General features: G+C 73.0%; 19 protein-coding genes and 1 pseudogene. 14 read left to right on the forward strand and 6 right to left on the reverse strand.

Annotation, left to right across the window (positions count from 1 at the left end; all coding sequences use genetic code 11):
• Positions 1-3: 3 nt before the first annotated feature.
• The 6 genes from ACIQAC_RS33350 to ACIQAC_RS33375 all read left to right on the forward strand — a co-directional run bounded on the left by ACIQAC_RS33350 (position 4) and on the right by ACIQAC_RS33375 (position 7410).
• Positions 4-2571 carry an ABC transporter permease gene (locus tag ACIQAC_RS33350; protein WP_402197777.1) on the forward strand — a complete coding sequence of 856 codons (2568 nt, stop codon included), beginning with the start codon at positions 4-6 and terminating at the stop codon, positions 2569-2571.
• 47 nt (positions 2572-2618) lie between these two features.
• A complete protein-coding gene (locus ACIQAC_RS33355) occupies positions 2619-3509 on the forward strand; it encodes an LLM class F420-dependent oxidoreductase (protein WP_402197779.1) in 891 nt (296 codons plus the stop codon).
• A 58-nt stretch (positions 3510-3567) separates the two neighbouring features.
• Positions 3568-3993 (forward strand): GNAT family N-acetyltransferase, encoded by a 426-nt coding sequence (locus ACIQAC_RS33360; protein ID WP_402197781.1) that lies wholly within the window; start codon positions 3568-3570, stop codon positions 3991-3993.
• 152 nt (positions 3994-4145) lie between these two features.
• Positions 4146-5489 (forward strand): hemolysin family protein, encoded by a 1344-nt coding sequence (locus tag ACIQAC_RS33365; RefSeq protein ID WP_402197783.1) that lies wholly within the window; start codon positions 4146-4148, stop codon positions 5487-5489.
• Positions 5486-6499 (forward strand): hemolysin family protein, encoded by a 1014-nt coding sequence (locus ACIQAC_RS33370; protein WP_402197785.1) that lies wholly within the window; start codon positions 5486-5488, stop codon positions 6497-6499. The genes ACIQAC_RS33365 and ACIQAC_RS33370 overlap by 4 nt, the downstream gene beginning before the upstream one ends.
• Positions 6500-6612: 113 nt before the next feature.
• Entirely contained in the window at positions 6613-7410 is a 798-nt protein-coding gene (locus tag ACIQAC_RS33375) for an SGNH/GDSL hydrolase family protein (protein ID WP_402197786.1), read from the forward strand.
• Positions 7411-7512: 102 nt separating this feature from the next.
• Here the strand turns inward: ACIQAC_RS33375 and ACIQAC_RS33380 are convergent, their stop codons facing one another.
• Positions 7513-9345 carry a glycoside hydrolase family 3 protein gene (locus ACIQAC_RS33380; protein ID WP_402197789.1) on the reverse strand — a complete coding sequence of 611 codons (1833 nt, stop codon included), beginning with the start codon at positions 9343-9345 and terminating at the stop codon, positions 7513-7515.
• A 291-nt stretch (positions 9346-9636) separates the two neighbouring features.
• On the opposite strand from ACIQAC_RS33380, the gene purB reads away from it, so the two are divergent.
• Both purB and mug read left to right on the forward strand, forming a co-directional pair.
• Positions 9637-11079, forward strand: a complete 1443-nt coding sequence (gene purB, locus ACIQAC_RS33385) for an adenylosuccinate lyase (RefSeq protein WP_402197790.1) — start codon at positions 9637-9639, stop codon at positions 11077-11079.
• Entirely contained in the window at positions 11076-11621 is a 546-nt protein-coding gene (mug, locus tag ACIQAC_RS33390) for a G/U mismatch-specific DNA glycosylase (RefSeq protein ID WP_402198021.1), read from the forward strand. The genes purB and mug overlap by 4 nt, the downstream gene beginning before the upstream one ends.
• Positions 11622-11819: 198 nt before the next feature.
• On the opposite strand, the gene ACIQAC_RS33395 is transcribed toward mug, so the two are convergent.
• Together ACIQAC_RS33395 and ACIQAC_RS33400 are read right to left on the reverse strand one after the other, a co-directional pair.
• Positions 11820-12545 (reverse strand): ABC transporter permease, encoded by a 726-nt coding sequence (locus ACIQAC_RS33395; RefSeq protein WP_402197793.1) that lies wholly within the window; start codon positions 12543-12545, stop codon positions 11820-11822.
• Positions 12546-12547: 2 nt separating this feature from the next.
• Positions 12548-13468 carry an ABC transporter ATP-binding protein gene (locus ACIQAC_RS33400; protein WP_402197794.1) on the reverse strand — a complete coding sequence of 307 codons (921 nt, stop codon included), beginning with the start codon at positions 13466-13468 and terminating at the stop codon, positions 12548-12550.
• Positions 13469-13576: 108 nt separating this feature from the next.
• On the opposite strand from ACIQAC_RS33400, the gene ACIQAC_RS33405 reads away from it, so the two are divergent.
• The 3 genes from ACIQAC_RS33405 (at position 13577) to ACIQAC_RS33415 (ending at position 16691) form a co-directional block, all read left to right on the forward strand.
• Positions 13577-14731, forward strand: coding sequence for a sensor histidine kinase (locus tag ACIQAC_RS33405; RefSeq protein ID WP_402197796.1), 1155 nt, complete (start codon positions 13577-13579; stop codon positions 14729-14731).
• Positions 14732-14745: 14 nt separating this feature from the next.
• Positions 14746-15408 (forward strand): response regulator, encoded by a 663-nt coding sequence (locus ACIQAC_RS33410; protein ID WP_402197798.1) that lies wholly within the window; start codon positions 14746-14748, stop codon positions 15406-15408.
• A 101-nt stretch (positions 15409-15509) separates the two neighbouring features.
• Positions 15510-16691: an ROK family transcriptional regulator gene (locus tag ACIQAC_RS33415; protein ID WP_402197799.1), complete on the forward strand. Its 1182-nt coding sequence runs from the start codon at positions 15510-15512 to the stop codon at positions 16689-16691.
• A gap of 108 nt (positions 16692-16799) precedes the next feature.
• Here the strand turns inward: ACIQAC_RS33415 and ACIQAC_RS33420 are convergent, their stop codons facing one another.
• On the reverse strand, positions 16800-17561 hold the full coding sequence (locus ACIQAC_RS33420; protein ID WP_402197801.1) for a GntR family transcriptional regulator: 762 nt from the start codon (positions 17559-17561) through the stop codon (positions 16800-16802).
• 250 nt (positions 17562-17811) lie between these two features.
• Positions 17812-18696, reverse strand: a complete 885-nt coding sequence (locus tag ACIQAC_RS33425) for an RNA polymerase sigma-70 factor (RefSeq protein ID WP_402197804.1) — start codon at positions 18694-18696, stop codon at positions 17812-17814.
• A 316-nt stretch (positions 18697-19012) separates the two neighbouring features.
• On the opposite strand from ACIQAC_RS33425, the gene ACIQAC_RS33430 reads away from it, so the two are divergent.
• Entirely contained in the window at positions 19013-19843 is an 831-nt protein-coding gene (locus ACIQAC_RS33430) for an alpha/beta fold hydrolase (protein WP_402197805.1), read from the forward strand.
• Positions 19844-19972: 129 nt separating this feature from the next.
• Here the strand turns inward: ACIQAC_RS33430 and ACIQAC_RS33435 are convergent.
• Positions 19973-20818: pseudogene (locus tag ACIQAC_RS33435) on the reverse strand (DMT family transporter); the annotation flags it as partial.
• Between ACIQAC_RS33435 and ACIQAC_RS33440 the strand changes: the two are divergent.
• Together ACIQAC_RS33440 and ACIQAC_RS33445 are read left to right on the forward strand one after the other, a co-directional pair.
• The gene (locus ACIQAC_RS33440; RefSeq protein ID WP_402197807.1) at positions 20809-22323 is read left to right on the forward strand and encodes a PLP-dependent aminotransferase family protein; all 1515 of its coding nucleotides are present in this window, start codon (positions 20809-20811) and stop codon (positions 22321-22323) included. The pseudogene ACIQAC_RS33435 and the gene ACIQAC_RS33440 overlap by 10 nt on opposite strands.
• A 119-nt stretch (positions 22324-22442) precedes the next feature.
• Positions 22443-24017, forward strand: a complete 1575-nt coding sequence (locus ACIQAC_RS33445; protein ID WP_402197809.1) for an alkaline phosphatase D family protein — start codon at positions 22443-22445, stop codon at positions 24015-24017.
• Positions 24018-24058 lie beyond the last annotated feature (41 nt).

Here is a 24058-nt window from a genome sequence, read left to right on the forward strand (position 1 = left end):
CCGGTGCTGAAGGCGACGCTGCGGAGTTTTCTGGCGCACAAGGGGCGGCTGCTGCTCTCCGCGCTGGCCGTGATCCTGTCCGTCGCGTTCGTCGCGGGCTCCCTGATCTTCTCGGACACCGTCAGTCGTACGTTCGACCGGCTCTTCGCCTCCACGGCCGCCGATGTCACGGTCAGTCCGCGGGAGGACCTGAGCGAGGCGATCCCGTCGGGCCGCACGCCCACGCTTCCCGCGTCGCTCGCGGACCGTGTGTCGCGGGTCGACGGGGTGGCCGCCGCGCGGGCGGACGTGGACGTGGAGGGCCTCACGGTCGCCGACGCGGAGAACGAGTCGGTGGGGCCGACGACCGGCGCCCCGACGATCGGCACCGCCTGGGCCCCGACCGAGCGCAGCCCCGTCGAGCTGACCTCCGGGCGGGCCCCCGAGGGCGACGGGCAGGTGCTGATCGACTCCGAGACGGCCGACCGCAAGGACGTGGCGATCGGCGATCCGCTGACGGTGATCGCGCCGCCGGGCTCGTTCCGGGTCGAGGTCGTCGGGATCGTCACGTTCACCACCACCAACCCCGGTGCGGCGCTGGTCTTCTTCGACCCGGCGGCGGCGCAGGAGCGGCTGCTCGGCGATCCCGACGCGGCCACGAGCATCACCGTGGACGCGGCGGACGGGGTGAGCGACGAGACGCTGAAGCAGCGGGTGGCGGGCGCGCTGGGCGACGGCTCCTACGAGCTGCGTACGGCAGGTGAGCAGGCCGAGTCGGACGTCGAGCAGCTCGGCGGCTTTCTCGACGTGATCAAGTACGTAATGCTCGGATTTGCCGGAATCGCCGTGCTGGTGGGTGTGTTCCTGATCGTCAACACCTTCTCGATGCTGATCGCGCAGCGCACCCGCGAACTGGGGCTGCTGCGCGCGCTGGGCGCCGACCGGCGCCAGGTGCGCCGCTCGGTGCTCCTGGAGGCGCTGCTGCTCGGCCTGGTCGGCTCCACGGCCGGCCTCGCGGCGGGCATCGGGCTGGCCGCCGGGCTGATCGAGCTGATGAACCTGCTCGGGATGAACATCAGCTCGGCCGAGATGGTCGTCGGCTGGGTGACGCCCGTGTCGGCGTACGTCGTTGGTCTTGGTGTCACCTTCGTCGCCGCGTATCTGCCGGCGCGCCGGGCGGCGACGGTGTCGCCGATGGCGGCCCTCGCGGACGCCGAGATCGCCGAGGTCGGGCGGCCGTTGACGGTCCGCGCGGTGGTGGGTTCGGTCGTCGGGGTGGCCGGCGCGGCGGCGCTCGTGGGGTGTGCGGTGTCGTCGGACACGGCCACGGCGGCCTCGCTGCTGGGCCTGGGCGTGGCGCTGACGCTGATCGCGACCGTCATCGCGGGGCCGCTGCTGGTGCGTCCGGTGATCCGGGTCCTGGGCGGCGCCTTCCCGGCGCTGTTCGGTTCGGTCGGCCGGATGAGCCAGCGCAACGCCCTGCGCAATCCCCGCCGTACGGGCGCGACCGCGGCCGCCCTGATGGTGGGGCTCGCGCTGGTCGGCGGCATGTCGGTGGCGAGCGCGTCGATGACCGCGTCCTTCGACCAGGAGATCGACCGGACGCTGGGCGCGGACTTCGTGGTGCAGAACAGCAACTTCGTGCCGTTCCCGCAGGAGGTCACCGACCGGGTGGCGGACACCGACGGCGTGGGGCTCGTGGTGCGCTCGAAGTTCGCGCCGGTCGCGGTCCGGCTGCCGGACGGCGACCGCGTCGAGACGACGGCCGCCGGATACGACACGGAACTCGACCAGGTCGCCAACATCCAGTACGCGCAGGGCGACAGTGCGGCGGCGCTCGCGGAGAACCGGATGGCGATGGACCGCGACTTCGCCGCCGACCACGGTGTGCGGGTCGGCAGCACGGTCGCCGTCCAGTTCCAGTCCGGCCGTACCGCCGAGCTGACCGTGGGGGCCCTCACCGACCAGCAGTCCGCCGACGGCTTCGGCACCACGGGCGGTCTCTTCTTCGGCCTGTCCACGCTCGACACGTACGCGCCGGGCGGCCAGGACACGGTGGTCTACGTGAACGCCGCGTCCGGTACGTCGGCCGACGACCTGCGTGCCGCCCTGGAGCGGACGCTGGACCCGTATCCGCAGGTGCAGGTGCGGGACATCGCCGACTACAAGCAACTGGTGCACGACCAGATCGCCGTGCTGCTCTATCTCGTGTACGCGCTGCTGGGGCTCGCGATCGTGATCGCGGTGCTCGGTGTGGTCAACACCCTTGCCCTGTCGGTGGTGGAGCGGACCCGGGAGATCGGGCTGCTGCGGGCGATCGGCCTCGCGCGGCGCCAGTTGCGGCGGATGATCCGGCTGGAGTCGGTGGTGATCGCCGTGTTCGGCGCGGTCCTCGGGCTGGCGCTCGGGCTGGTGTGGGGTGTGTGCATCCAGCAGGTGCTGGCCCTCCAGGGCATGACGGCGCTCGCGATCCCGTGGACGACGATCGTCGCGGTGGTTGTCGGCTCGGCCGTCGTGGGTGTGGTGGCCGCGCTGCTGCCGGCGCTGCGCGCCTCGCGCATGAACGTGCTGGCGGCCATCGCGCACGAGTGACCAAATCGCCGGCAGGTGCTCAAGTCCACGACCCGCGAGGAGAGTTCATGCCGCGCCCGTTCCGCTTCGGCGTCAACCTCATGAACCCCGCGCCCTCCGACACCTGGCGCGCGAAGTGCCGCAGGGCCGAACAGCTCGGCTACGACGTCATCCTCGTCCCCGACCACCTGGGTATGCCCGCCCCGTTCCCCGCCCTGGTCGCCGCGGCCCAGGCCACCCGGCGGCCGCGGGTCGGCACCTTTGTGCTCAACACCGGCTTCTGGAATCCGGCGCTGCTGGCCCGCGAGGTGGCCACCACGGACGTACTGACCGGCGGCCGGCTGGAGCTCGGCCTGGGCGCCGGATACGTACGGGTGGAGCACGAGGCGGCGGGGCTGCCGTTCGGTTCGCCGCGGGAGCGGGTGGACCAGCTGCGGCGCACGGTCGAGGAGTTGGAGCGGCTCCTGACGTCGGAGGAGCACTTGCCCCGGCCGCAGCAGCGCCCGCGAGTGCCACTGCTGATCGGCGGCAACGGCGACCGGGTGCTGCGGCTGACCGCCGAGCACGCGGACATCGCGGCGTTCACGGGCGCGACCTCGGTGCCGGGGAGCACCACCGGGGAGCTGACGCCGATCGCGGCGGACGACCTGGACCAGCGGGTGGCCCGGTACCGGGCGCTGACGGCGGGCCGCGAGAAACCGGCGGAGCTGAATCTGCTGATCCAGATGGTGACCGTCACCGAGGACCGCGCGGCCGCGCTCGCCCCGCTGCTGGAGCGCCGGCCCGACTTCACCCTGGAGCAGGCACTGGAACTGCCGATCCTGCTGCTCGGCACGGTGGAGCAGATCGCGGCGCAGGTGCGGGCGCAGCGGGAGCGGTACGGGTTCTCGTATCTGGCGGTGCTGGAGCCGTACATGGAGGCGTTCGCGCCGGTGATGGCCGAGCTGCGCGGGGCCTGACCGTCCGTATACCGGAATTGCGTACCGTCCGTCCGGTGGCCGTGCTGGGATCTTGGCCATGACCGAACTGCGGATACGGGCCGCGACGCCCGCCGATCTCGACCCCGTCCTCGCCTTCTGGAAGACGGCCGCCGAGGGCACCAGCATCAGCGACGACCGGGACGGGGTGGAGCGGCTGGTCGCCCGCGACCCACAGGCGCTGCTCGTCGCCGAGCGGGACGGTGAGCTGGTCGGCACGGTGATCGCCGGTTTCGACGGCTGGCGCTGCCATCTGTACCGGCTGGCCGTGCACCCCGGCCGGCGCCGCCAGGGCATAGGCTCGGCGCTGCTCACCGCCGCCGAGGAGCGCTTTGTGCGACTGGGCGGGCGGCGGGCGGACGCCATGGTGCTGACCGGCAACGAGACCGCCCAGCACACATGGCGGGCGGCGGGGTACTCGCCCCAGGAGCAGTGGCGGCGTTGGGTCAAGCCCCTCGGGTCCTGAACGCTTTGCCCGTCCTTTACTCTTGGTCGGACCGCTTCGGTCCTCCGATGACTTCATGAAAGGTGTGAGCGTCCGCCCATGGGCGAGCCTCCCAGTACGCGACATCGCGCGAACCCCCGTGCCCTGCCCGATCATGGGACGGAGGTGAACCGATGACCGAAGTGCTCCTGCTGCTGGTGGCGATCCTGCTGTCGCTCGCCTGCGGCGCCTTCGTGGCGGCGGAGTTCTCACTCACGACCGTCGAGCGCGGCGAGCTGGAACGGGCGGTGGAGCGCGGCGAGCGCGGCGCCTCCGGGGCCCTGAAGGCCGTACGGAATCTGACGTTCCAGCTGTCCGGCGCGCAGCTCGGCATCACGGTCACCAACCTGGTCGTCGGCATGCTCGCCGAACCGTCCATCGCCCGGATGATCGCCGGGCCGCTGCGCTCGGCCGGAATCCCCGGGTCCACGGCGTCCTCGGTGGCGCTGGTGATCGGTACGGCGCTGTCGACGGTGTTCCTGATGGTCGTCGGCGAGCTGGTGCCCAAGAACTGGGCGATCTCCTCGCCGCTGGCCGTGGCCCGGCGGGTGGGCAACGCCCAGCGCTGGTTCACCGCGATGTTCCGGCCCTTCATCACCCATCTCAACAACACGGCCAACCGGATCGTGCGGCTCTTCGGCATCGAGCCCGCCGAGGAGCTGGCCTCCGCCCGCGGGCCCCAGGAGCTGGCCGCCCTCGCCCGGCACTCCGCCAAGGAGGGCGCCCTGGAGGCCGACACGGCGGAGCTGTTCGTACGGACGCTGAACCTGGCCGACCTGACCGCGGAGAACGTGATGACGCCGCGCGTGCAGGTCATCGCCCTCGACGCGCAGGCGACCTGCGAGGACGTGGCGAACGCCACGCGCGCGACCGGACTGTCCCGGTTCCCGGTCTACCGCGGCAACCTCGACTCGGTCGTCGGCACCGCGCACATCAAGGACGTGCTGGCCGTGCCCGCGGAGCGCCGCCCGCGAGTCCCGGTCGCCGAGCTGATGCGCGAGCCGCTGCTCGTGCCCGAGTCCCTGACCGTGGACCGGCTGCTCGACCGGCTCTCCGGCAAGCGCACCATGGCCGTCGTCATCGACGAGTACGGCGGCACGGCGGGTGTGGCGACGCTGGAGGACATCGTCGAGGAGGTCGTCGGCGAGGTGCGTGACGAGCACGACCCGCACGAGACACCCGACCTGGCGCGGGCCGGCACCGACGAGGACGGGCACACCCTGTTCTCGGCGGACGGCGCCGCCCGTATGGACCAGCTGGCGCGCGTCGGCCTGCGGCCCCCCGAGGGCCCCTACGAGACACTCGCCGGGCTGGTCGCGACCGAGCTGGGCCGCATCCCCGAGGAGGGCGACCGGGTGGACGTCGGTGGCTGGCGGCTGGACGTGGTCGACGCCTCCGGGCGCCGGGCCGCGCGGCTGCTGCTGCGCGCGCCGCTCGTCGATCCGCCGGCCGGCCAGGACGAGGAGGAGGCGAAGTGACCGCCGTACAACTGCTGATCGGTCTCGCGACCCTGGTCGTGAACGCCTTCTTCGTCGGCGCCGAGTTCGCGCTGATCTCGGTCCGCCGCTCGCAGATCGAGCCGCACGCCGACAACGGCGACCGGCGCGCCAAGCGGGTGCTGTGGGGACTCCAGCACGTCTCGGCCCTGATGGCCGCGGCGCAGCTCGGCATCACCCTGTGCACCCTGGTCCTCGGCGTGGTGGCCGAGCCGGCCATCGAGCATCTGCTGGAGCCGGTGTTCCACGCGGTCGGCGTGCCGTCCGGGGCCGGACACGCGGTGTCGTTCGTCATCGCGCTGGTGCTGGCCACGTATCTGCACATGCTGCTAGGCGAGATGGTGCCGAAGAACATCGCGCTCGCCGAGCCGGTGCGCAGCGCGCTGGTGCTCGGCCCGCCGCTGGTGGCACTGGCGCGGGCGCTGCGGCCGGTGATCTTCACGATCAACGCGTTCGCCAACACCCTGCTGAAGCTGCTGCGCGTCGAGGTCAAGGACGAGGTCACGGCCACGTTCTCGGACGCCGAGCTGGCCCGGATCGTGCGGGACTCCGGCGAGGCCGGTCTGATCGACGAGCGGGCGCGCGAGCGGCTGAACGACGCGCTGGAGCTGGGCCGCAGGCCCGTGAACGACGTGGTGCTCCCGCTGGAACGGGTGGTCTACGCGCGCGTGGGCATCACCCCCGAGGAGCTGGAGCGGCTGTCGGCGGAGTCGGGCTTCTCCCGCTTCCCGGTGGTCGACGAGGGCCGCCGGATCGTGGGCTACCTCCATGTGAAGGACGCGCTGGACGCCTCGCCGCGCCACGAGCCGTTCCGGCTGCGCGACATGCGGTCCATCGCGAGCGTCACGGAGTCCACACCGCTGGACGACGTGCTCACCGCCATGCGGGGCAGCCGGACGCACCTGGCGGCCGTGCTCGGCGAGGACGGCCGGATGGCGGGGCTGGTGACGATGGAGGACGTGCTGCGGGAGCTGTTCGGGCAGAGCGTCTGACCGTCCCCGGGGGGGCAGGACCGACCGCCGTGAAGGGCAGGGGCCGACCGTCGCGAAGGGGAGGGAGGGGACCGACCGTCGGGTATGCGCCTCGGGATACCATTTCTGTCGCCATGCAGACGAACGCCTCTCCCCCGATGCCCCCGTACTCCAGCCTGATCGCCCTCGGCGACTCGTTCACCGAGGGCATGTCGGACCGGTTGCCCGACGGTTCGTACCGCGGCTGGGCCGACCTCCTGGCGGCACGGATGGCCGCCTCCACACCCGGCTTCCGGTACGCCAACCTGGCGGTGCGCGGCAAGCTCATCGGGCAGATCGTCGACGAGCAGGTCGATGTGGCGGCCGCCATGGGCGCCGACGTCATCACCCTCGTCGGCGGCCTCAACGACACCCTCCGCCCCAAGTGCGACATGGGCCGGGTCCGTGGGCTGCTGACCGAGGCCGTCGAGCGCCTCGCGCCCTCCTGCAAGCAGCTGGTGCTGATGCGCAGCCCCGGCCGGCACGGGCCGGTCCAGCAGCGGTTCCGCCCGCGTATGGAGGAGCTCTTCGCATGCGTCGACGAGCTGGCCGCGCTGCACGGCGCGGTGGTGGTCGACCTCTACGGAGCGCCCTCCCTCAGCGACCAGCGCATGTGGGACGTGGACCGGCTGCACCTGACCGCCGAGGGGCACCGCCGGGTCGCGGAGGCCGTCTGGCAGGCCCTCGGCCACGCGGCGGAGGACCCGGAGTGGCACACCCCGATGCCGCCGACGGCACCCCCCGGCTGGGTGCTGCGCCGGATCGAGGACGTGCGGTTCACCCGGACCCATCTGCTGCCGTGGATCGGGCGCCGGCTGACGGGACGTTCCTCGGGCGACGGACTGCTGGCGAAGCGGCCGGAGCTGCGGCCGTACGAGGAGCGGGACAGCTAGCGGGGACGGCGGCGGCTGTTGCGGGACGCCGCGGGTGGAGCCCGAGAGTGGCTCCACCCGCGGCGGACGGTGGCTGACTGTGCAGGCCCCCGGCGGAACCCGTCAGTCGTCGTACGAGAGACCGTGGCCCGCGGGGAACAGGACCCGCGTCGGGTCGTCCGCCCGCTGGATCGGCACCGGGAGCGTGCCGCGCGGGTCGACCCGGCCGGCGATCACCCGGGCCGCGGCGCTCAGCTCGACCTCGGTCCAGCAGTAGATCGCGAGGGACGCCCGTACGCCGCTGAGCTGGGCGATGTCGTACGGGTTGCGGACCGCGACGGTGACGACCGGGACACCCGTGGCGACCAGCCGGGAGACCAGGGTGCGCTGGGTGCTGGTGGCGCCGACGTTGTCGGTGAGGACCACTACGGCGTGCCGGCCGGTGGCGGCGGCCACCGCGGCGTCGATCGTGGCCGCGTCAGGGGCCCGGCCGGTCGCGATGGCGGTGGTGTCGTAGCCCAGGTCGTCCAGGGAGTCGGCGAACGTGGGCAGGGCGAAGCGGGTGCTGTCGGCGGGGTGGACCGGGTTGGCGCCGACGACGAGCAGCTTGCGCTGCCGGCGCCGGAGCGGAAGCGTGTCGCTCTTGTTGACCAGCAGGGTCGTGGTCCGCTCGGTGATACGGGCGGCGGTGGCCAGGTGCTTGCGGCTGCCGACGACCCGGTCCACCTCCCGGTGGGAGACGTAGGGACTGCCGTCGAGCAGGCCCACCTTGTCCTTGAGGCGCAGGATGCGCAGGACGGACTCCTCGATCCGGGCCTCGGTCAGCTCACCGGCGCGGACGGCGGCCACGACGGAGCGGTAGGCCAGGCCGATGTCCGGCGGGAACAGCAGCTGGTCGGCGCCGGCCTTGAGCGCGAGGACGGGCACCCGGTCGTCGCCGTACTTGGTCCGCACACCCTGCATGTTGAGGGCGTCGGTGACGATCACACCCTGGAAGCCGAGTTCGCCGCGGAGCACACCGGTCAGGATCGGGTGCGAGAGCGTGGCGGGGTCGTTGCTGGGGTCGAGCGCGGCGACCTGGAGGTGCGCGGTCATGATCGAGTCGACGCCGGCGGCGATCGCGGCCCGGAACGGCGGGGCGTCGATCCGCTCCCACTCGGGGCGGGTGTGGGTGATCACCGGGAGCTGGGTGTGGCTGTCCGCGCCGGTGTCGCCGTGGCCGGGGAAGTGCTTGGCGCAGGCGACGACGCCGGCCCGCTGGTAGCCCTGGACCTGGGCGGCCACGAACTTGCCGACCGCGGTGGCGTCGGCGCCGAAGGAACGCACGTTGATGACCGGGTTGGCCGGGTTGACGTTGACGTCGGCGACCGGGGCGAAGTTCTGGAGGATGCCGAGGGCGGCGAGTTCCGCGCCGGCGATCTGTCCGGCGGTGCGGGCGTCGGAGATGGAGCGGCCCGCGCCAAGGGCCATCGCGCCGGGCATCTGGGTGGCGGGGCTGCCGATGCGGGTGTTGGCGCCGTGCTCCTGGTCGATGGAGATCAGGGAGGGCACGGGCGTCGACAGGGCGAGGGAAGCGCGCTGGATCCCGTTGGTGAGATCGGCGATCTGGTGGGGTTCGCGGATGTTCCCGGTCCAGCCGCTGAAGAGGATGACCCCGCCGAGGTGGTACGCGGCGATGGCTTCGGCGCCGGTGCGGACGCCCAGTTCCCGGAGGTTGGCGTCCACGTGGGACTGGTCCGGGTTGTCGGCGGAGTGACCGTAGAAGTACGCCACGAAGAGCTGGCCGACCTTCGCCTCCAGGCTCATCCCGGCGATGAGCCGTCTGAGACGGGCGTCCCGGGCGGCTGGGCGCTCGGAGGCGGCTGCGGGGGCGGCGGTCGCCGCCAGGACCCCGGCACTCGCGACGGCGGTCGCTGAGGCGAGGAGGCTACGCCTGGACAGACTCCGGTCCTGCATACGGAGATGCTCCTTCCGGCCTTGCGTGTCAAGGGAGTTGGCGGAATTTTGAACTGCACCCGGACTGCCGGAAACGTAGCCGTGCACCATCCTGCCCACAAGAGGTCTAGACAAAAAGGTCTAGACAAAAATCCCTGGCCTGGGGTGTTTCGGTGATCGTTCCAGGGGGCGGGGAGCCGCGGTGCCCGTGGGCGGCGGGGGCACGGCGGGACGGTGGCCGGGGGCACGGCGGGGCGGTGGCCAGGGGCACGGCGGGACGGCCGCCTCGGGCGCCCTATAGAATCCGTCCACGTGACTTCCGCTCCCGCCAAGCCCCGCATCCCCAACGTCCTCGCCGGACGCTACGCCTCCGCCGAGCTCGCCACGCTCTGGTCGCCCGAGCAGAAGGTGAGGCTGGAGCGTCAGCTCTGGCTCGCCGTCCTGCGGGCCCAGAAGGACCTCGGCATCGACGTGCCGGACGGGGCGATCGCCGACTACGAGCGGGTGCTCGACACCGTCGACCTGGCCTCGATCGCCGAGCGCGAGAAGGTCACGCGGCACGACGTGAAGGCGCGGATCGAGGAGTTCAACGACCTCGCCGGGCACGAGCAGGTCCACAAGGGCATGACCTCCCGCGACCTGACGGAGAACGTCGAGCAGCTTCAGGTCCGGCTCTCCCTGGAGCTGATGCGCGACCGCACGGTGGCGGTCCTGGCGCGTCTCGGCAGGCTGGCCGGCGAGTACGGCGAGCTGGTCATGGCCGGCCGCTCGCACAACGTGGCGGCGCAGGCCACCACCCTCGGCAAGCGTTTCGCGACCGCCGCCGACGAACTGCTCGTGGCCCACGGCCGCCTGGAGGAGCTGCTCGGCCGCTATCCGCTGCGCGGCATCAAGGGACCGGTCGGCACCGCCCAGGACATGCTCGACCTGCTCGGCGGGGACGCGGGCAAGCTCGCCGACCTGGAGCAGCGGATCGCCGGGCACCTCGGCTTCTCGCAGGCCTTCACCTCGGTCGGCCAGGTCTACCCACGCTCGCTGGACTACGAGGTCGTCACCGCCCTGGTGCAGCTGGCGGCGGCGCCGTCCTCGCTGGCGAAGACAGTCCGGCTGATGGCCGGGCACGAGCTGGTCACCGAGGGCTTCAAGCCCGGCCAGGTCGGCTCGTCCGCGATGCCGCACAAGATGAACACCCGCTCCTGCGAGCGCGTCAACGGCCTGATGGTGATCCTGCGCGGCTACGCCTCGATGACCGGCGAGCTGGCGGGCGACCAGTGGAACGAGGGCGACGTGTCGTGCTCGGTGGTCCGCCGGGTCGCACTGCCGGACGCGTTCTTCGCGCTGGACGGGCTGCTGGAGACGTTCCTGACGGTGCTGGACGAGTTCGGCGCGTTCCCGGCGGTGGTGGCGCGTGAGCTGGACCGCTACCTGCCCTTCCTGGCCACCACGAAGGTGCTCATGGCGTCGGTGCGCGCGGGCGTCGGCCGCGAGGAGGCGCACGAGGCGATCAAGGAGAACGCCGTCGCGTCCGCCCTCGCCATGCGCGAGCAGGGCGCCGAGCGCAACGAGCTGCTGGACAAGCTCGCCGCCGACGCGCGTATCCCGCTCGACCGGGCCCAGCTGGACGCGCTGATGGCCGACAAGCTGTCCTTCACGGGCGCCGCCGCCGACCAGGTCGGTGCGGTCGTCGCCCGTATCGAGGAGATCGCGAAGCAGCACCCCGAGGCCGCGGGCTACACCCCCGGAGCGATCCTCTGACTCGCTTCACCCCCGCGGAGCTGGAGGCCGCCCGCGACCGTCTGGTGCCGGACGTGTCCGCGGCCGGCCTCGACGTCCTGTTCTGCGGCATCAACCCCGGCCTGATGACGGCGGCCACGGGCCACCACTTCGCCCGCCCGGGCAACCGCTTCTGGCCGGTGCTGCACCTGTCCGGCTTCACCCCGAGGCTCATGAAGCCGTCGGAACAGCGGGAGTTGCTGTCGTGGGGCCTCGGCATCACCAACGTCGTGGCCCGCGCGACGGCCCGCGCGGACGAGCTGACGGCGGACGAGTACCGCGAGGGCGGGCGGCTGCTGACGGAGAGGGTGACCGGGCTGCGCCCGCGCTGGCTGGCGGTCGTCGGTGTCACGGCGTACCGCGTGGCCTTCGACGACCGCAAGGCCCAAGTGGGGCCGCAGGAGCGGGTCATCGGCGACACACGGGGGTGGGTGCTGCCCAACCCGTCGGGCTTGAACGCGCATTGGACCGCGCAGTCGATGGCGGAGGAGTACGGGCGACTGCGGGAGCTTGTGCGGGCGTAGGGCCCGGTGAGGGGCGGGGCCGGTGAGGTCCGGCGATGGCCGGGGCCTGTGGAGCCTGGCCGGGACCGGGACCGGTGGGGCCGGGTAACGGGCGGAGCCAATGAGGCCGGGTGACGGTCGCGGCCGATGAGGCCGGGTGACAGGCGGAGCCGATGAGGCCCGGTGACGGCCGGGGCCGCGTGCCCGGTACGGGTCGGCTCAGGCGTCGCGGCGGTGCACACTCCACGCCCCCGCCCCCAGGGCCACCGCCGCCCAGAGGGCTGTCACGGTGAGGCCGGTCCAGGGGCCGAGGGCCCCGTCCCAGGTTTCGTGCAGGGCCACTTGGCCGGCCCGGTCCGGCAGGAAGTCCGTCGCGCCGCCGGCCGCGTCCCCGATCACGAAGGAGACGACGAGGACGAACGGGACGAGGATGCTCAGGGTGGCGACACCGCTGCGGAGCAGGGCGGCGAGGCCCGTCGCCAGGAGGGCCATCAGCATCAGGTAGATCCCGCAGCCGGCCACACCGCGCAGTTGCTCCGCCGCGGTCAGGCCGTCCGCGGCCTCCCCCAGGGCCGCGCGGCCCACCAGGAGCGACAGAGAGCCGGTGACCAGGCCCACCACCAGGGCCGGTACCGCGACGGCCGTCGCCTTGGCGGCGAACCAGCGTCCGCGCCGCGGCACCGCCGTCAGCGCCTGCCGCAGTCCCCCGCCCTGGAACTCGGACGACACCGCCATGGCCCCGAAGGCGATCGCGGCGATCTGGGCCGGGCCGACGCCCAGGAAGACCGTGAACAGCGGGTCGAAGTCCGGGTCCGCCGTGTCCGACGTCCCGGCGAGCCCGGCGAACCCCGCCGCCACGGCCACCAGCGCGACCAGGGACCCGTACAGGGACCGCAGGGTGCGGATCTTCAGCCACTCGGAGGCGAGTACGGGGGTGAACGACATGGTCAGGCCTCCTGCGGCTGGGTGGTGTACTCGGCCTCGGACGCGGTGAGGTCCAGGTAGGCCTCTTCCAACGTGCCCTCTTCCGAGGCGAGTTCGAGGATCGGAACCCCGGCCTGCGAGACCAGGCGGCCGATGTCGTCCACGCGCGCGTCCCGTACGGTCCAGGCGCCGTCCCCGGCCCGCTCGACGGCGAATCCGTGCCGGGCGAGGGTGTGCCTGAGGGCCGTGTCGTCGCCGGTGCGCACCCGGACACGCGGTTGCACGCGCGCGTCGATGAACTCGCGCATCGGCAGGTCAGCGAGAAGCCGGCCCCTGCCGAGGACGACGAGCTGGTCGGCGAAGGACGCCGTCTCGTTCATGAGATGGCTGGAGACCAGTACCGTCCGCCCCTCGTCGGCCAGTTGGCGCAGCAGCCCGCGAATCCAGATGATGCCCTGCGGGTCGAGCCCGTTGGACGGCTCGTCGAGCATGATCACGGGCGGGTCGCCGAGCAGGGCCGCGGCGATACCGAGGCGCTGCCGCATACCGAGGGAGTACGTCCGCACCCGGCGGCGCGCGGCCGTCGCGAGGCCGGTCTCCTCCAGGACCTCGTCCACCCTGCGCGTTGGTACGCGGTTGCTCGTGGCCAGGATCCGCAGATGGTCGCGGCCGGTGCGGGAACCGTGTGCCGCGTGGGCGTCGAGCAGGGCGCCGACCCGGCGCAGTGGCTCCCGCGCGGTGGCGTAGGCCTCGCCGCCGATCGTCGCGGTGCCGGAGGTCGGCCGGTCGAGGCCGAGCACCAGCCGCATGGTGGTGGACTTTCCGGCGCCGTTGGGGCCGAGGAAGCCGGTGACACGGCCGGGGCGGACGCCGAAGGTGAGGTGGTCCACCGCCCGTCTGGGGCCGAACTCCTTGGTGAGGTCGCGTACGTCGATCGTTGTCATGGCAGCAGCGTGGCCCGCGCGGTGGGGCGGGGGCCTCCCCCACCGGTGGAGATCGTCTCCCCCGCCCGGGGGAGGTCCGTTGTCGGAGGTGGCTGTCACGATGGGCGAATGGTCCGCTTGCTGCGCCCGTTGGTCCGGGGGACGACGTACACCCGCCTGCTGCATCTGCTGGTGCCGGTGCTGGTGCTGAGTGTGTGGATGTTCATCGACCCGTCCCGGCCCTGGGTGCCCGCGCTGCTGCTGATCCCGGCGGGGCTGATCCCCGCCGTGCGCCGGGGTGAGGGGCTCCAGGCGCGGTTCATGCTGATCCCGGACGAACCGGAGCCGGAGATCTCCACGCTCCGGGCCACGGCCTGGGGCGACCGGCTGCGGACCGTGGTGTGGCTGGAGGCGCGCCTGGCCATCGGCACGGCGGCCGTCTTCGCGACGGTCTGGCTGCCGGTCCTCACCGTGGACCTGGTGCGGGCCGCGCTGGGCCACTCCGTCGACGACAACCCGCTGCTCCCGATCGACGACCCCCACTGGGCCTACGCCCTTCTGGCGCCGCTGCCCCTGCTGTGCCTGGGTGTTGCGGTCGTCGGCCTCGGCGAGCTGATCACCCGCGTCGCGCGTCGGCTGCTCGGGCCCTCACCCGGCGAGCGGGTGGCCGCGCTGGAGGAGCGCACCGAGCAGTTGCTCGAACGCACCCGGATCGCGCGCGAGTTGCACGACTCGATCGGCCATGCCCTGACCGTGGCGGTGGTGCAGGCGGGCGCCGCGCGGGCGACGGGCGACCCGGTGTTCACCGACCGGGCCCTGGCCGCGATCGAGGAGACCGGCCGGACCGCGCTGGAGGATCTGGAGCGGGTGCTCGGCGTGTTGCGCGCGTCGGAGCGGCCGGGGAGCAGCCGGCCGACGCTGGTCGACGCGGACCGGCTCCTGGAGTCGGCCCGCTCCTCCGGCGCGAAGGTGGACGCCGAGGTGACCGGCCCCTTGGACACGGTCCCGGGCCCGGCCTCGCGGGAGGGCTACCGGATCCTCCAGGAGGCGCTGACCAACGTGCTGCGGCATGCGGGCGACGTCCCGGTGCGGGTCCGGATCGGGGTGGTGGGCGACACGCTGGACCTGGAGGTACGCAACCCGCTGACGGACGGGACACCCGGACCGGGCCGGGGCAGTGGGCTGCGCGGCATCCGCGAGCGCGCCGCGCTTCTGGGCGGCCGGGCGCACACCGGGCCGGACGCCGGAGAGTGGCAGGTCCGGGTGGAGCTGCCGCTGCGCTGATCTACGCTGGCCGGATGCCGGTCACCGTTCTCCTCGTCGACGACGAACCGCTCGTCCGCGCGGGCCTGCGGGCCGTGTTGGAGGCGCAGCCGGACATCGAGGTGGTCGGTGAGGCGGCCGACGGGGCGGCCGTGATCCCGCTGGTGCGGCAACTGCGGCCCGACGTGGTCGCCATGGACGTACGGATGCCGCTGATGGACGGGATCGAGGCCACACGCGCGGTGCTGCGGACGGTCGACGCACCGCCGAAGATCCTCGTGGTGACGACGTTCGAGAACGACGAGTACGTGTACGAGGCGCTGCGGGCCGGTGCCGACGGGTTTCTGCTGAAGCGGGCCCGCCCCGCGGAGATCGTGCACGCGGTGCGGCTGGTCGCGGCCGGCGAGTCGCTGCTGTTCCCCGCGTCGGTGCGGCAACTGGCCGCCGAGTACGGCGCCGGGGGCGGGAACCGGGCCGCGCGGGCGGTGTTGGACCGGGCCCGGCTCACCGAGCGCGAGTCCGACGTGCTGCGGCTGATGACACGCGGACTGTCGAACGCGGAGATCGCCGCCCAGCTGGTGGTGGGCACCGAGACCGTGAAGTCGCACGTCAGCGCGGTGCTCGCCAAACTGGGGGCGCGAGATCGGACACAGGCGGTGATCACGGCGTACGAGTCGGGGTTCGTGGCGCCGGGCTGAGTGGTGCAGTGGGGCGGAGTTCACGGTTCCGGGCACTCGCCGGGGCTGAGCCGCGCCGAGTACGATCCGCGCAACACGCGCACGAGCTGGGAGGACGGACGGTGGGGCGGCTGACCGGCGGGGATCCCTCGCTGCTGCGAAGGATCAACTCCGCGGTGGTGCTGCACGCGCTGCGTGCCATGGACTGCGCGACGCTCACCGAGATCACCCGGGTGACCGGACTGTCCCGGCCGACCGTCGAGGGTGTGGTCGAGGGGCTCATGGAGGCGGGGCTGGTCGTCGAAGCGGCGGCCGAGGAGGGCACCGCGCGGCGCCAGGGACGGCCAGCGCGACGGTTCCGGTTCCGGGCCGAGGCCGGGCATCTGCTGGGCCTGGAGATCAACGCCCACCGGGTGGCGGCGCTCCTGTCCGACCTGGACGGCCGGGTGATCGGCGCGCAGGCCAAGGAGGTCGCCGAGACGGCGACGGCCGACGAGCGCCTGGAGCGGCTGCGCGGCGCGGTGGCGGAGCTGCTGCGGCGGGCCGGAGTGCCTCGCGGGTCGCTGCGCGCGGTGGGTGTCGGCACGCCGGGGATCGTGGAGGCGGACGGCATCGTCCGGCTGGGCACGGCGCTGCCGAACTGGACGGGGCTGAACCTCGGCGAGCGGCTCGGCCGGTCCTTCAAGTGTCCGGTGCTTGTGGAGAACGACGCCAACGCGGCGGCCGTGGCCGAGCACTGGAAGGGCGGCGCCAGGGACGTCGACGACGTGGTGTTCGTCCTGGCGGGACTGAGTCCGGGGGCCGGTTCGCTGATCGGCGGGCGGCTGCACCGGGGTTTCGGCGGGGCGGCGGGCGAGATCGGCGCGCTGCATCTGCTGGGGCGCGAGGTGACGCCGGAGCGGCTGCTGTCCACGACGGACGAGCCGCTGCATCCGCTGGACGAGCAGGCGGTCACCGATGTCTTCGCGCGGGCCCGCGGCGGCGACGAGCGCGCCCGCGAGGCCACGAACCGTTTCACCAAGCGTCTGGTGCACGATGTCGCCGCCCTCGTGCTGGCCCTGGACCCGGAGCTGGTCGTGGTGGGCGGCTGGGCGTCCGGCCTGGACGACGTCCTGGAGCCGCTGCGCCAGGAGCTCGCGCGCTACTGTCTGCGGCCCCCGAAGGTCGCCCTGTCCATGCTGGGTGAGGCGGCGGTGGCGACGGGCGCGCTGCGGCTCGCGCTCGACCATGTCGAGGAGGAGCTCTTCGCGGTGGAGAGCACGGTCACGGCCGGCCGACGGGGACCGGAGCCGGCCAACCACTGAGGGGCTCCCGGGAGGCCCCAGAGCCTCGCGAACGGCATGTGACCGCGCCCCGGAAGCCCGGGGCGCGGTCACATGCCGTTCGTGTGTCTCGTCTGCGGTTCCGGCCCCTCAGGACGCCTTCCGCTCGGGTCCCTCGTGGATCTCCACACCGCCGGAGTCCCCGAACGTCAGCCGGCAGGTGTCCGCGCGGTACGTCGCGACGGAGACCGCGGCGGTACGGCCCGCGGCGAGGAAGCGGGTGGTGACGATGAGGACCGGCGCGCCGGGAAGCCGGTCCAGCTCCTTGGCGTCGTCCGCGTGGGCCGAGCCCAGCTCCACGGCGCCCTCGCTGCCCTCCAGGTCCAGGCGCTGCAACTCGCGCAGCACCGCACGCGCGCGTGCCGCCCCGGCGGGGGCGTCTATGGCGGTGAGCTCCGGGACCGAGGACTCCGGGATGTAGAGCAGCTCCGCGGCCACGGGCTGCCCATGGGTCATCCGGGTCCGGCGCACCCTGTGCACCGGCTCGTCGCGCCCGGCCTCCAGGGCCTCGGCGACGGCCGCGGGCGGCTCGGTCAGCGAGCAGTCGGCGGCCTGCCAGGCGTCGTCTCCGGCGCCCGGCCAGGCGTGCTGCTCGGTGCCGACGGCCACGCCCATGCGCGGCGGCGCGACGGTCGTACCGACACCGCGGCGGCGCTGGAGCCTGCCCTCCAGTTCAAGCTGTTCGAGTGCCTGCCGCAGTGTCGCGCGGGCGACGCCGAAGCGGGCCGCGAGGTCTCGCTCATTGGGCAGGATCTCGCCCACCGCGAACTCGGAGTCCAGTGCCTCGGTCAGCACGGTCCTTAGATGCCAGTACTTCGGTTCCGGCACCGATTCCAGCTGCGTGGTCCCCACCCTGTCCTCCGCAATCGCCGTGATCCGGCGGCTTTTTAGCGCCCTTGTTTATTAAAGGTTGTTTCACTAACAGTCGACCATAGGACGCCCCACACCCTTGGTCAATACCAATCCTCGATCCCCGGGGGCCCCGCGAGGGGTCCCGCAGCGGAGCGTTCATGACGCGTTCGCAAAGGCCCGCAATGGTGACGTAGCGGCAAAGCCTCCGACGTGGGGCGGACATACTGGGTACCTGCGGGCCGTATACGGCTCACACATCCGCGAGGAACCGCAGCTTGTCCGGGTTGCGCATGATGTAGACGGACTGGATGCGCCCGTCCGTGACGTCCACCTGGAAGACAGCGTCGGGCTTGCCACCCGAGAGGACGAGGATCGCGGGCCCCGCGTTGAGTTCCAGTACCCGGAAGGACACGTCCGCGATGCCCTTTCGGGCGGCTCCGGCGATGAACCGGCCCACGTGGTCGGCGCTCTCCATGACCCGCACCGGCGCCTTGGCCTTGCCGCCGCTGTCGCCCACCAGGCGGACGTCCGGGGCGAGCAGTTCCATCAGACCGTCCAGGTCGCCCTCCGCCGCGGCGGCGAGGAACCGCTCGGTCAGCTCCCGGCGCCGCACGGGGTCGACCTCGTAGCGCGGCCGTCTCTCGTCGACGTGCTTGCGGGCGCGGGCGGCGAGTTGGCGTACGGCGGGCTCGCCGCGGTCGAGCATCGTGGCGATCTCCGCGAACGGGAACCCGAAGGCCTCCCGGAGCACGAACACGGCCCGCTCCAGCGGCGAGAGCGACTCCAGGACGACCAGCACGGCCAGCGAGACGGAGTCGGCGAGCACCGCCCGTTCGGCCGTGTCGGGGACGGTGTCCCCGAAATCGGTGACGTACGGCTCCGGCAGCCACGGGCCGACGTAGGCCTCGTTGCGGGTGCGGATCTGGCGAAGCCGGTCGATGGCGAGCCGCGTGACCACCCGGACCAGGTAGGCGCGGGGCTCCCGGACGTCTCCCCGGTCCGCCGCCGACCAGCGGATCCAGGCGTCCTGCACCACGTCCTCCGCGTCGGCCACCCGCCCGAGCATGCGATATGCCACACCGATGAGAACGGGGCGGTGCTCCTGGAAGACGTCGGTCACGGTTTCGGTGCTCACCGGTCCATCCCATCCGACAGCCCGTGCCATGTCCAGGCGGTATCGGTGCGTTACGGACCACAACGTCCGTATGGACACGGTCGTCCGCCCCGGCGGGCAGCGCGCAACGCCCGGCACGACACGTTCGGCACGACGAGACGACACGTCCGGCACGACGAGACGGCTCATTCGGCACCCCGGGACGACACGGCCGACACCCCGGGACACGCGGCCGACACCCCGGGACCGCCCGTTCGGCACCCGGGACTACCCGTCGGTAGCAATTGCTGACAAGCTGTCCACCAAGCGTCCGCCGGCGACCCGTTGAGGAGCAGCCATGTCCGCCACCGTCTCCTTCGAAGTCCCCTCTCCGCACGGCCCGCGGACCGTGACCGTCTCCTACGCGCGCGTGGGCAGGGGCGAACCGCTCCTGCTGCTGCACGGGATCGGGCACCACCGGCAGGCCTGGGACCCGGTGGTGGACATCCTCGCGACCGAACGGGACGTCGTCGCCGTCGACATCCCCGGCTTCGGCGCGTCCCCCTCCCTGCCCGACGGGCTCGCCCACGACCTGCCGACGACGAGTCTGGTGCTGGCCGGGCTCTGCGAGGCGCTGGAACTCGACCGGCCGCACGTGGCGGGCAACTCGCTGGGCGGACTGCTCGCCCTGCAACTCGGCAGCGAGAAGCTCGTCCGGTCCGTCACCGCCCTGTCCCCCGCGGGGTTCTGGACCGAGGCGGAACGGCGTTACGCCTTCGCCGTGCTGCTCACCATGCGGCACACCGCCCGCCGGATGCCCCTGCCGATGGTGGAGCGGATGTCCCGCACGGCGGCGGGGCGCACCGCGCTGGCCGGCACGATCTACGCCCGTCCCGCGCGCCGCTCACCGGACGCCGTGGTCGCCGAGACGCTCGCCCTGGCGGGGGCCACGGGCTTCTCGGAGACCCTCAGGGCCGGTACGACCGTGCAGTTCACCGACGATGTCACCGGGGTGCCCGTCACCGTCGCCTGGGGCAGCCGGGACCGGCTGCTGCTGCGCCGCCAGGGCGTCCGCGCCAAGCGGATCATTCCGCACGCCCGGCTGGTCCGGCTGCCCGGCTGCGGGCACGTCCCGATGAACGACGACCCGGCGCTCGTCGCCCGCGTCCTCCTCGACGGCAGCCGCTGACCCACGCGCGCTGCCACGCCCCGCGGACGTCGCCGCCCGGCGCCGCCCTGCACGCAACGCCCCCGAACCCAGGGCGACTCCGGCACCGACCAGGGCGCTGCCCACGGCCTGCGCGAGTCCGTAGGAGCCCGTTCCGACGAGGGGCGCGGTGGCGGCCGCGGCGACCGGGATGAGGCCGGAGAACAGGGTGGCGCGTTCGGCGCCGATCCGCTGCATGCCCATGTACCAGCAGACGAACCCGATGACGGTGACCACCGCTGCCTGCCAGAGCAGCGCCGCCGTCTCGGTGGCGTCCGGGCGTGGCAGCCAGGCCGTGCCGTCCATCGCCAGTCCTACCGCCGCCGACTCCACGGCCGCGACACCGCACACGGTCACCGACAGCAGGCGGGGGCCCAGGGGCCGCAGCACGGGCACCGCGAGCATCGCGAAGCCGACCTCTCCGACGAGGGCGCACACCGAGAAGGCGATGCCCGTGGCGTCGGTGCGCCCCCAGCCCTGGACCGTGAAGGCGCCGAACGCCACGAGCAACGCGCCGCACAGGACGGCGCGTTGGGGTCGCCGGCCGGCGGCCAAGGGCACCAGTACGGCGACGACGACGGGCGCGCAGCCCACGAAGACACCGGGGACCGCCGGTTCCGCGGTGCGCTCCGCCGCGAGCACCGCCAGGTTGAAGCCGACCATGCCGACGGCCGCGAGCAGCGCCAGCCGCCCCCACTGACGCGGGACCAGCCGCCTGAGGCGGGCCGCCGCGCCCCTGCCCGCCAGCGGGATCAGCAGCGCACAGGCGAGGGCGTACCGCAGGAACTGCCCACCCGCGTACGGGTAGTCGCCCAGGACGCTGTTGGCGGTGAACGATCCTCCGACGAGGACACAGGCGAGCGCGGCCAGCAGGGCTCCGCGCGTGGTGGTGGCGTTCATGGAGGCGACGCTAGGAAGGAAGGCGGTCCGGATTAAGGTCCACTTCCATGAGGGCATCGGAGACCAATCCGGAGCGGGACACTCCCTGGGCCGACACCGCTCCCCCGGCCGAGACCGCTCCCTCGGCCGACACGGCTCCCTCGGCCACGGGTGCCGCGTCGGCCTCCGCCGCCTGGGAGTTGCTGCTGCCCGCCGCCGGAGCGCCCGCACGCGCGCGTGGCCGTTCCTTGCAGGCCGCGCTGCGCGAGGCCGTACGGTCGGGCCGGCTCGCCCCGGGGACGCGGCTGCCGTCGAGCCGGGATCTGGCGGCCGACCTCGGCGTGTCGCGGGGGCTGATCACCGAGGCGTACGAGCAGTTGACGGCCGAGGGCTATCTGCGCAGCGGGCGCGGGGCGGGCACCTGGGTCGGTGAGGCCGTACGGCAGGCGCGGCCGCGGGCGCGGGACCTCGCCCCGCGTACACCGGGCGCGCGGGCGGACTTCGTGCCCGGCACACCCGACCTCGCCCTGTTCCCGCGGGCCGCCTGGGCGGCGGCGCAGCGCGCCACGATGGCGGAGGTGCCGCACGGCGCGCTGGGCTACCCCGACCCGCGCGGTCTGCCCCGGCTGCGTACCGCGCTGGCCGCGCTGCTCGCGCGGCGCCGGGGTGTGGTCGCGGACCCGGAGCGGATCGTGGTGGTCTCCGGGGTCGCGCAGGCATCGGCGCTGCTCGGTCTGGTGCTGCACGCGCGCGGGACGAGGGCTGTCGGCGTCGAGGACCCGGGCAGCCCGCAGCACAACGCGCTCTACGCCTCGACCGGCGTCTCCACCGTGCCCGTCCCGCTGGACGGGGAGGGACTCGCGATCAAGCCGCTGCGGGCCTCGGGTGTGCGGGCCGTCGTGACGACGCCGTCCCACCAGTTCCCCACCGGTATCGCGTACTCCGCGCGGCGCCGTGCCGAACTGCTCGACTGGGCGCGGTCCGTGGACGGCCTGATCCTGGAGGACGACTACGACGGCGACTTCCGCTACGACCGCGCCCCGGTCGGCGCCCTCCAGGGACTGGATCCGGAGCGCGTCGCCTACACGGGCTCGGTCAGCAAGTCCCTCGCCCCCGGGCTCCGGCTCGGCTGGCTGCTGGTCCCGCGGTGGCTCGCCGAGGAGGCGGTGGAGCGCAAGCGGACCCTGGACCTGGGCCACCCGACGCTCGACCAGGAGCTGTTCGCCCGCTTTGTGGAGCGCGGCGACTACGACCGCCAGCTCCGCCGCTGCCAGCGCGCCTACCGGGAACGCCGTGACGCCCTGGTGGCCGCCCTGGCGGAGTACTTCCCCGGCGCGGAGGTCACCGGAATCGCCGCCGGACTCCACGTCATCGCCGCGCTGCCCGCCCGGTACGGCCCCGAGAGAGACTTCCTCGCACGCGTGCGGGCCGCCGGCATCGCCGTACGCCCCCTGGCGGAGTACACACACGCACGCGCGGCGACGGATCCGGACGCCGTACATCTGGTCCTCGGGTACGCGCATCTGTCTCCCGCGCGGATCAGGGCCGGAGTCCGGGCGATGGCCGGGGCGAGGGCGGCCTGACATGCTTCACGGGGGCGCCCCGGCGGTCAGTTGTTCACTTCTGGTTTGGCTGTGCGCTGCGGCGCCCCAGTAGGAGTGACAGCGCAACACTGGCCGGTTCCCGTCCTGGAGGCGCATTCATGTCACCCGCTTCGATCCCCGGCCGCCGCAGCGTGCTGCGCGGCTCGCTCGCCGCCTCGGCGGCCCTGACCCTGCCCGTCGGCCTCGGCGCGGCGCCCGCCCTCGCCCTGTCGGGGCGCCCGAAGGCGGCCTGGGGTGTGCAGGCCGGTGACGTGGCGACGGACTCCGGTCTGGTGTGGGTGCGTTCCGACCGGCCCGCGCGGATGATCGTCGAGACGTCCAGCACCGAGTCGTTCCGCAGGGCGCACCGCTGGTACGGCCCGACGCTCGGCCCCGGCACCGACTTCACCGGCACGACCGCGCTGCGCGGACTGCCGTCCGGCGAGCAGATCCACTACCGCGTGCTGCTCGCCGACCCGCACGACCCGCGCCGCACCGGCGAGCCGGTGACCGGCACCTTCCGTACGGCGTCGGTGAAGCGGCGTGACGGGGTGCGCTTCGTGTGGTCCGGCGACCTGGCCGGTCAGGGCTGGGGCATCAACCCGGAGCTCGGCGGCTACCGGATCTACGACGCGATGGCGAAGCTGGACCCGGACTTCTTCCTGTGCAGCGGCGACAACGTGTACGCCGACGGCCCGGTCACCGAGAGCGTGACCCTGCCCGACGGCCGGATCTGGCGGAACATCGTCACCGAGGAGAAGGCGAAGGTCGCCGAGACCCTCAACGAGTTCCGCGGCAACTTCCGCTACAACCTGCTGGACGAGAACCTGCGCGCCTTCAACGCCCGGGTCCCCTCGATCATCCAGTGGGACGACCACGAGGTCACCAACAACTGGTACCCGGGCGAGATCCTCGGCGACACCCGCTACACCGAGAAGCGCGTCGACGTGCTCGCCGGCCGCGCCCGCCAGGCGTTCTCCGAGTACTTCCCGATCTCCACGCTGCGCCGCCCCGACGGCCGCGTCTACCGCGTCCAGCACCACGGCCCGCTCCTCGACGTGTTCGTCCTGGACATGCGCACCTACCGCAACGCCAACTCGACCGACGACCAGAGCAGCGACCCGCGGGGCATCCTCGGCGCGGAGCAGCTGCGCTGGCTGAAGCGTGAGCTGTCCCGCTCGCGCGCGGTGTGGAAGGTGATCGCCTCCGACATGCCGATCGGCCTCGTCGTGCCCGACACCGGCGACGGCAAGCCGAACATCGAGGCGGTCGCGCAGGGCGACCCGGGCGCCCCGCTGGGCCGGGAGCTCCAGATCGCCGAACTGCTGCGGTACATCAAGCACCGGCGGATCACCGGCACGGTCTGGCTGACAGCCGACGTGCACTACACGTCGGCGCAGCACTACCAGCCGTCGCGGGCCGCGTTCACCGACTTCGAGCCGTTCTGGGAGTTCGTCTCCGGCCCGCTGAACGCGGGTGCCTTCCCGGCGAACGCGCTCGACAACACCTTCGGGCCCGAGCGGGTGTTCCTGAAGGCGCCGACGGTCGCCAACGTCTCGCCCGCCGAGGGCTACCAGTTCTTCGGCGAGGTCGACATCGACGGCGGCACCGCCGAGCTGACCGTCCGGCTGCGTGAGCAGGACGGCACCGTGCTGTTCACCCGGACGCTCACCCCGGGGCGCGTCGGCCAGTAAGACGCGCGTGGCCGGACGACCCGCGCCCACCAGCGGTGTTG

This window comes from Streptomyces sp. NPDC088387, assembly GCF_044753385.1.
In the GTDB taxonomy this organism is placed as follows: domain Bacteria; phylum Actinomycetota; class Actinomycetes; order Streptomycetales; family Streptomycetaceae; genus Streptomyces.

What these genes read in the sequence shown, in the direction of transcription:
- ACIQAC_RS33355 (WP_402197779.1), top strand. Translation starts at nt 2,619, where the DNA reads ATGCCGCGCCCGTTCCGCTTCGGCGTCAACCTCATGAACCCCGCGCCC.
- ACIQAC_RS33360 (WP_402197781.1), top strand. Translation starts at nt 3,568, where the DNA reads ATGACCGAACTGCGGATACGGGCCGCGACGCCCGCCGATCTCGACCCC.
- ACIQAC_RS33365 (WP_402197783.1), top strand. Translation starts at nt 4,146, where the DNA reads ATGACCGAAGTGCTCCTGCTGCTGGTGGCGATCCTGCTGTCGCTCGCC.
- ACIQAC_RS33375 (WP_402197786.1), top strand. Translation starts at nt 6,613, where the DNA reads ATGCAGACGAACGCCTCTCCCCCGATGCCCCCGTACTCCAGCCTGATC.
- ACIQAC_RS33380 (WP_402197789.1), bottom strand. Translation starts at nt 9,345, where the DNA reads ATGCAGGACCGGAGTCTGTCCAGGCGTAGCCTCCTCGCCTCAGCGACC.
- ACIQAC_RS33395 (WP_402197793.1), bottom strand. Translation starts at nt 12,545, where the DNA reads ATGTCGTTCACCCCCGTACTCGCCTCCGAGTGGCTGAAGATCCGCACC.
- ACIQAC_RS33400 (WP_402197794.1), bottom strand. Translation starts at nt 13,468, where the DNA reads ATGACAACGATCGACGTACGCGACCTCACCAAGGAGTTCGGCCCCAGA.
- ACIQAC_RS33405 (WP_402197796.1), top strand. Translation starts at nt 13,577, where the DNA reads ATGGTCCGCTTGCTGCGCCCGTTGGTCCGGGGGACGACGTACACCCGC.
- ACIQAC_RS33410 (WP_402197798.1), top strand. Translation starts at nt 14,746, where the DNA reads ATGCCGGTCACCGTTCTCCTCGTCGACGACGAACCGCTCGTCCGCGCG.
- ACIQAC_RS33430 (WP_402197805.1), top strand. Translation starts at nt 19,013, where the DNA reads ATGTCCGCCACCGTCTCCTTCGAAGTCCCCTCTCCGCACGGCCCGCGG.
- ACIQAC_RS33440 (WP_402197807.1), top strand. Translation starts at nt 20,809, where the DNA reads ATGAGGGCATCGGAGACCAATCCGGAGCGGGACACTCCCTGGGCCGAC.
- ACIQAC_RS33445 (WP_402197809.1), top strand. Translation starts at nt 22,443, where the DNA reads ATGTCACCCGCTTCGATCCCCGGCCGCCGCAGCGTGCTGCGCGGCTCG.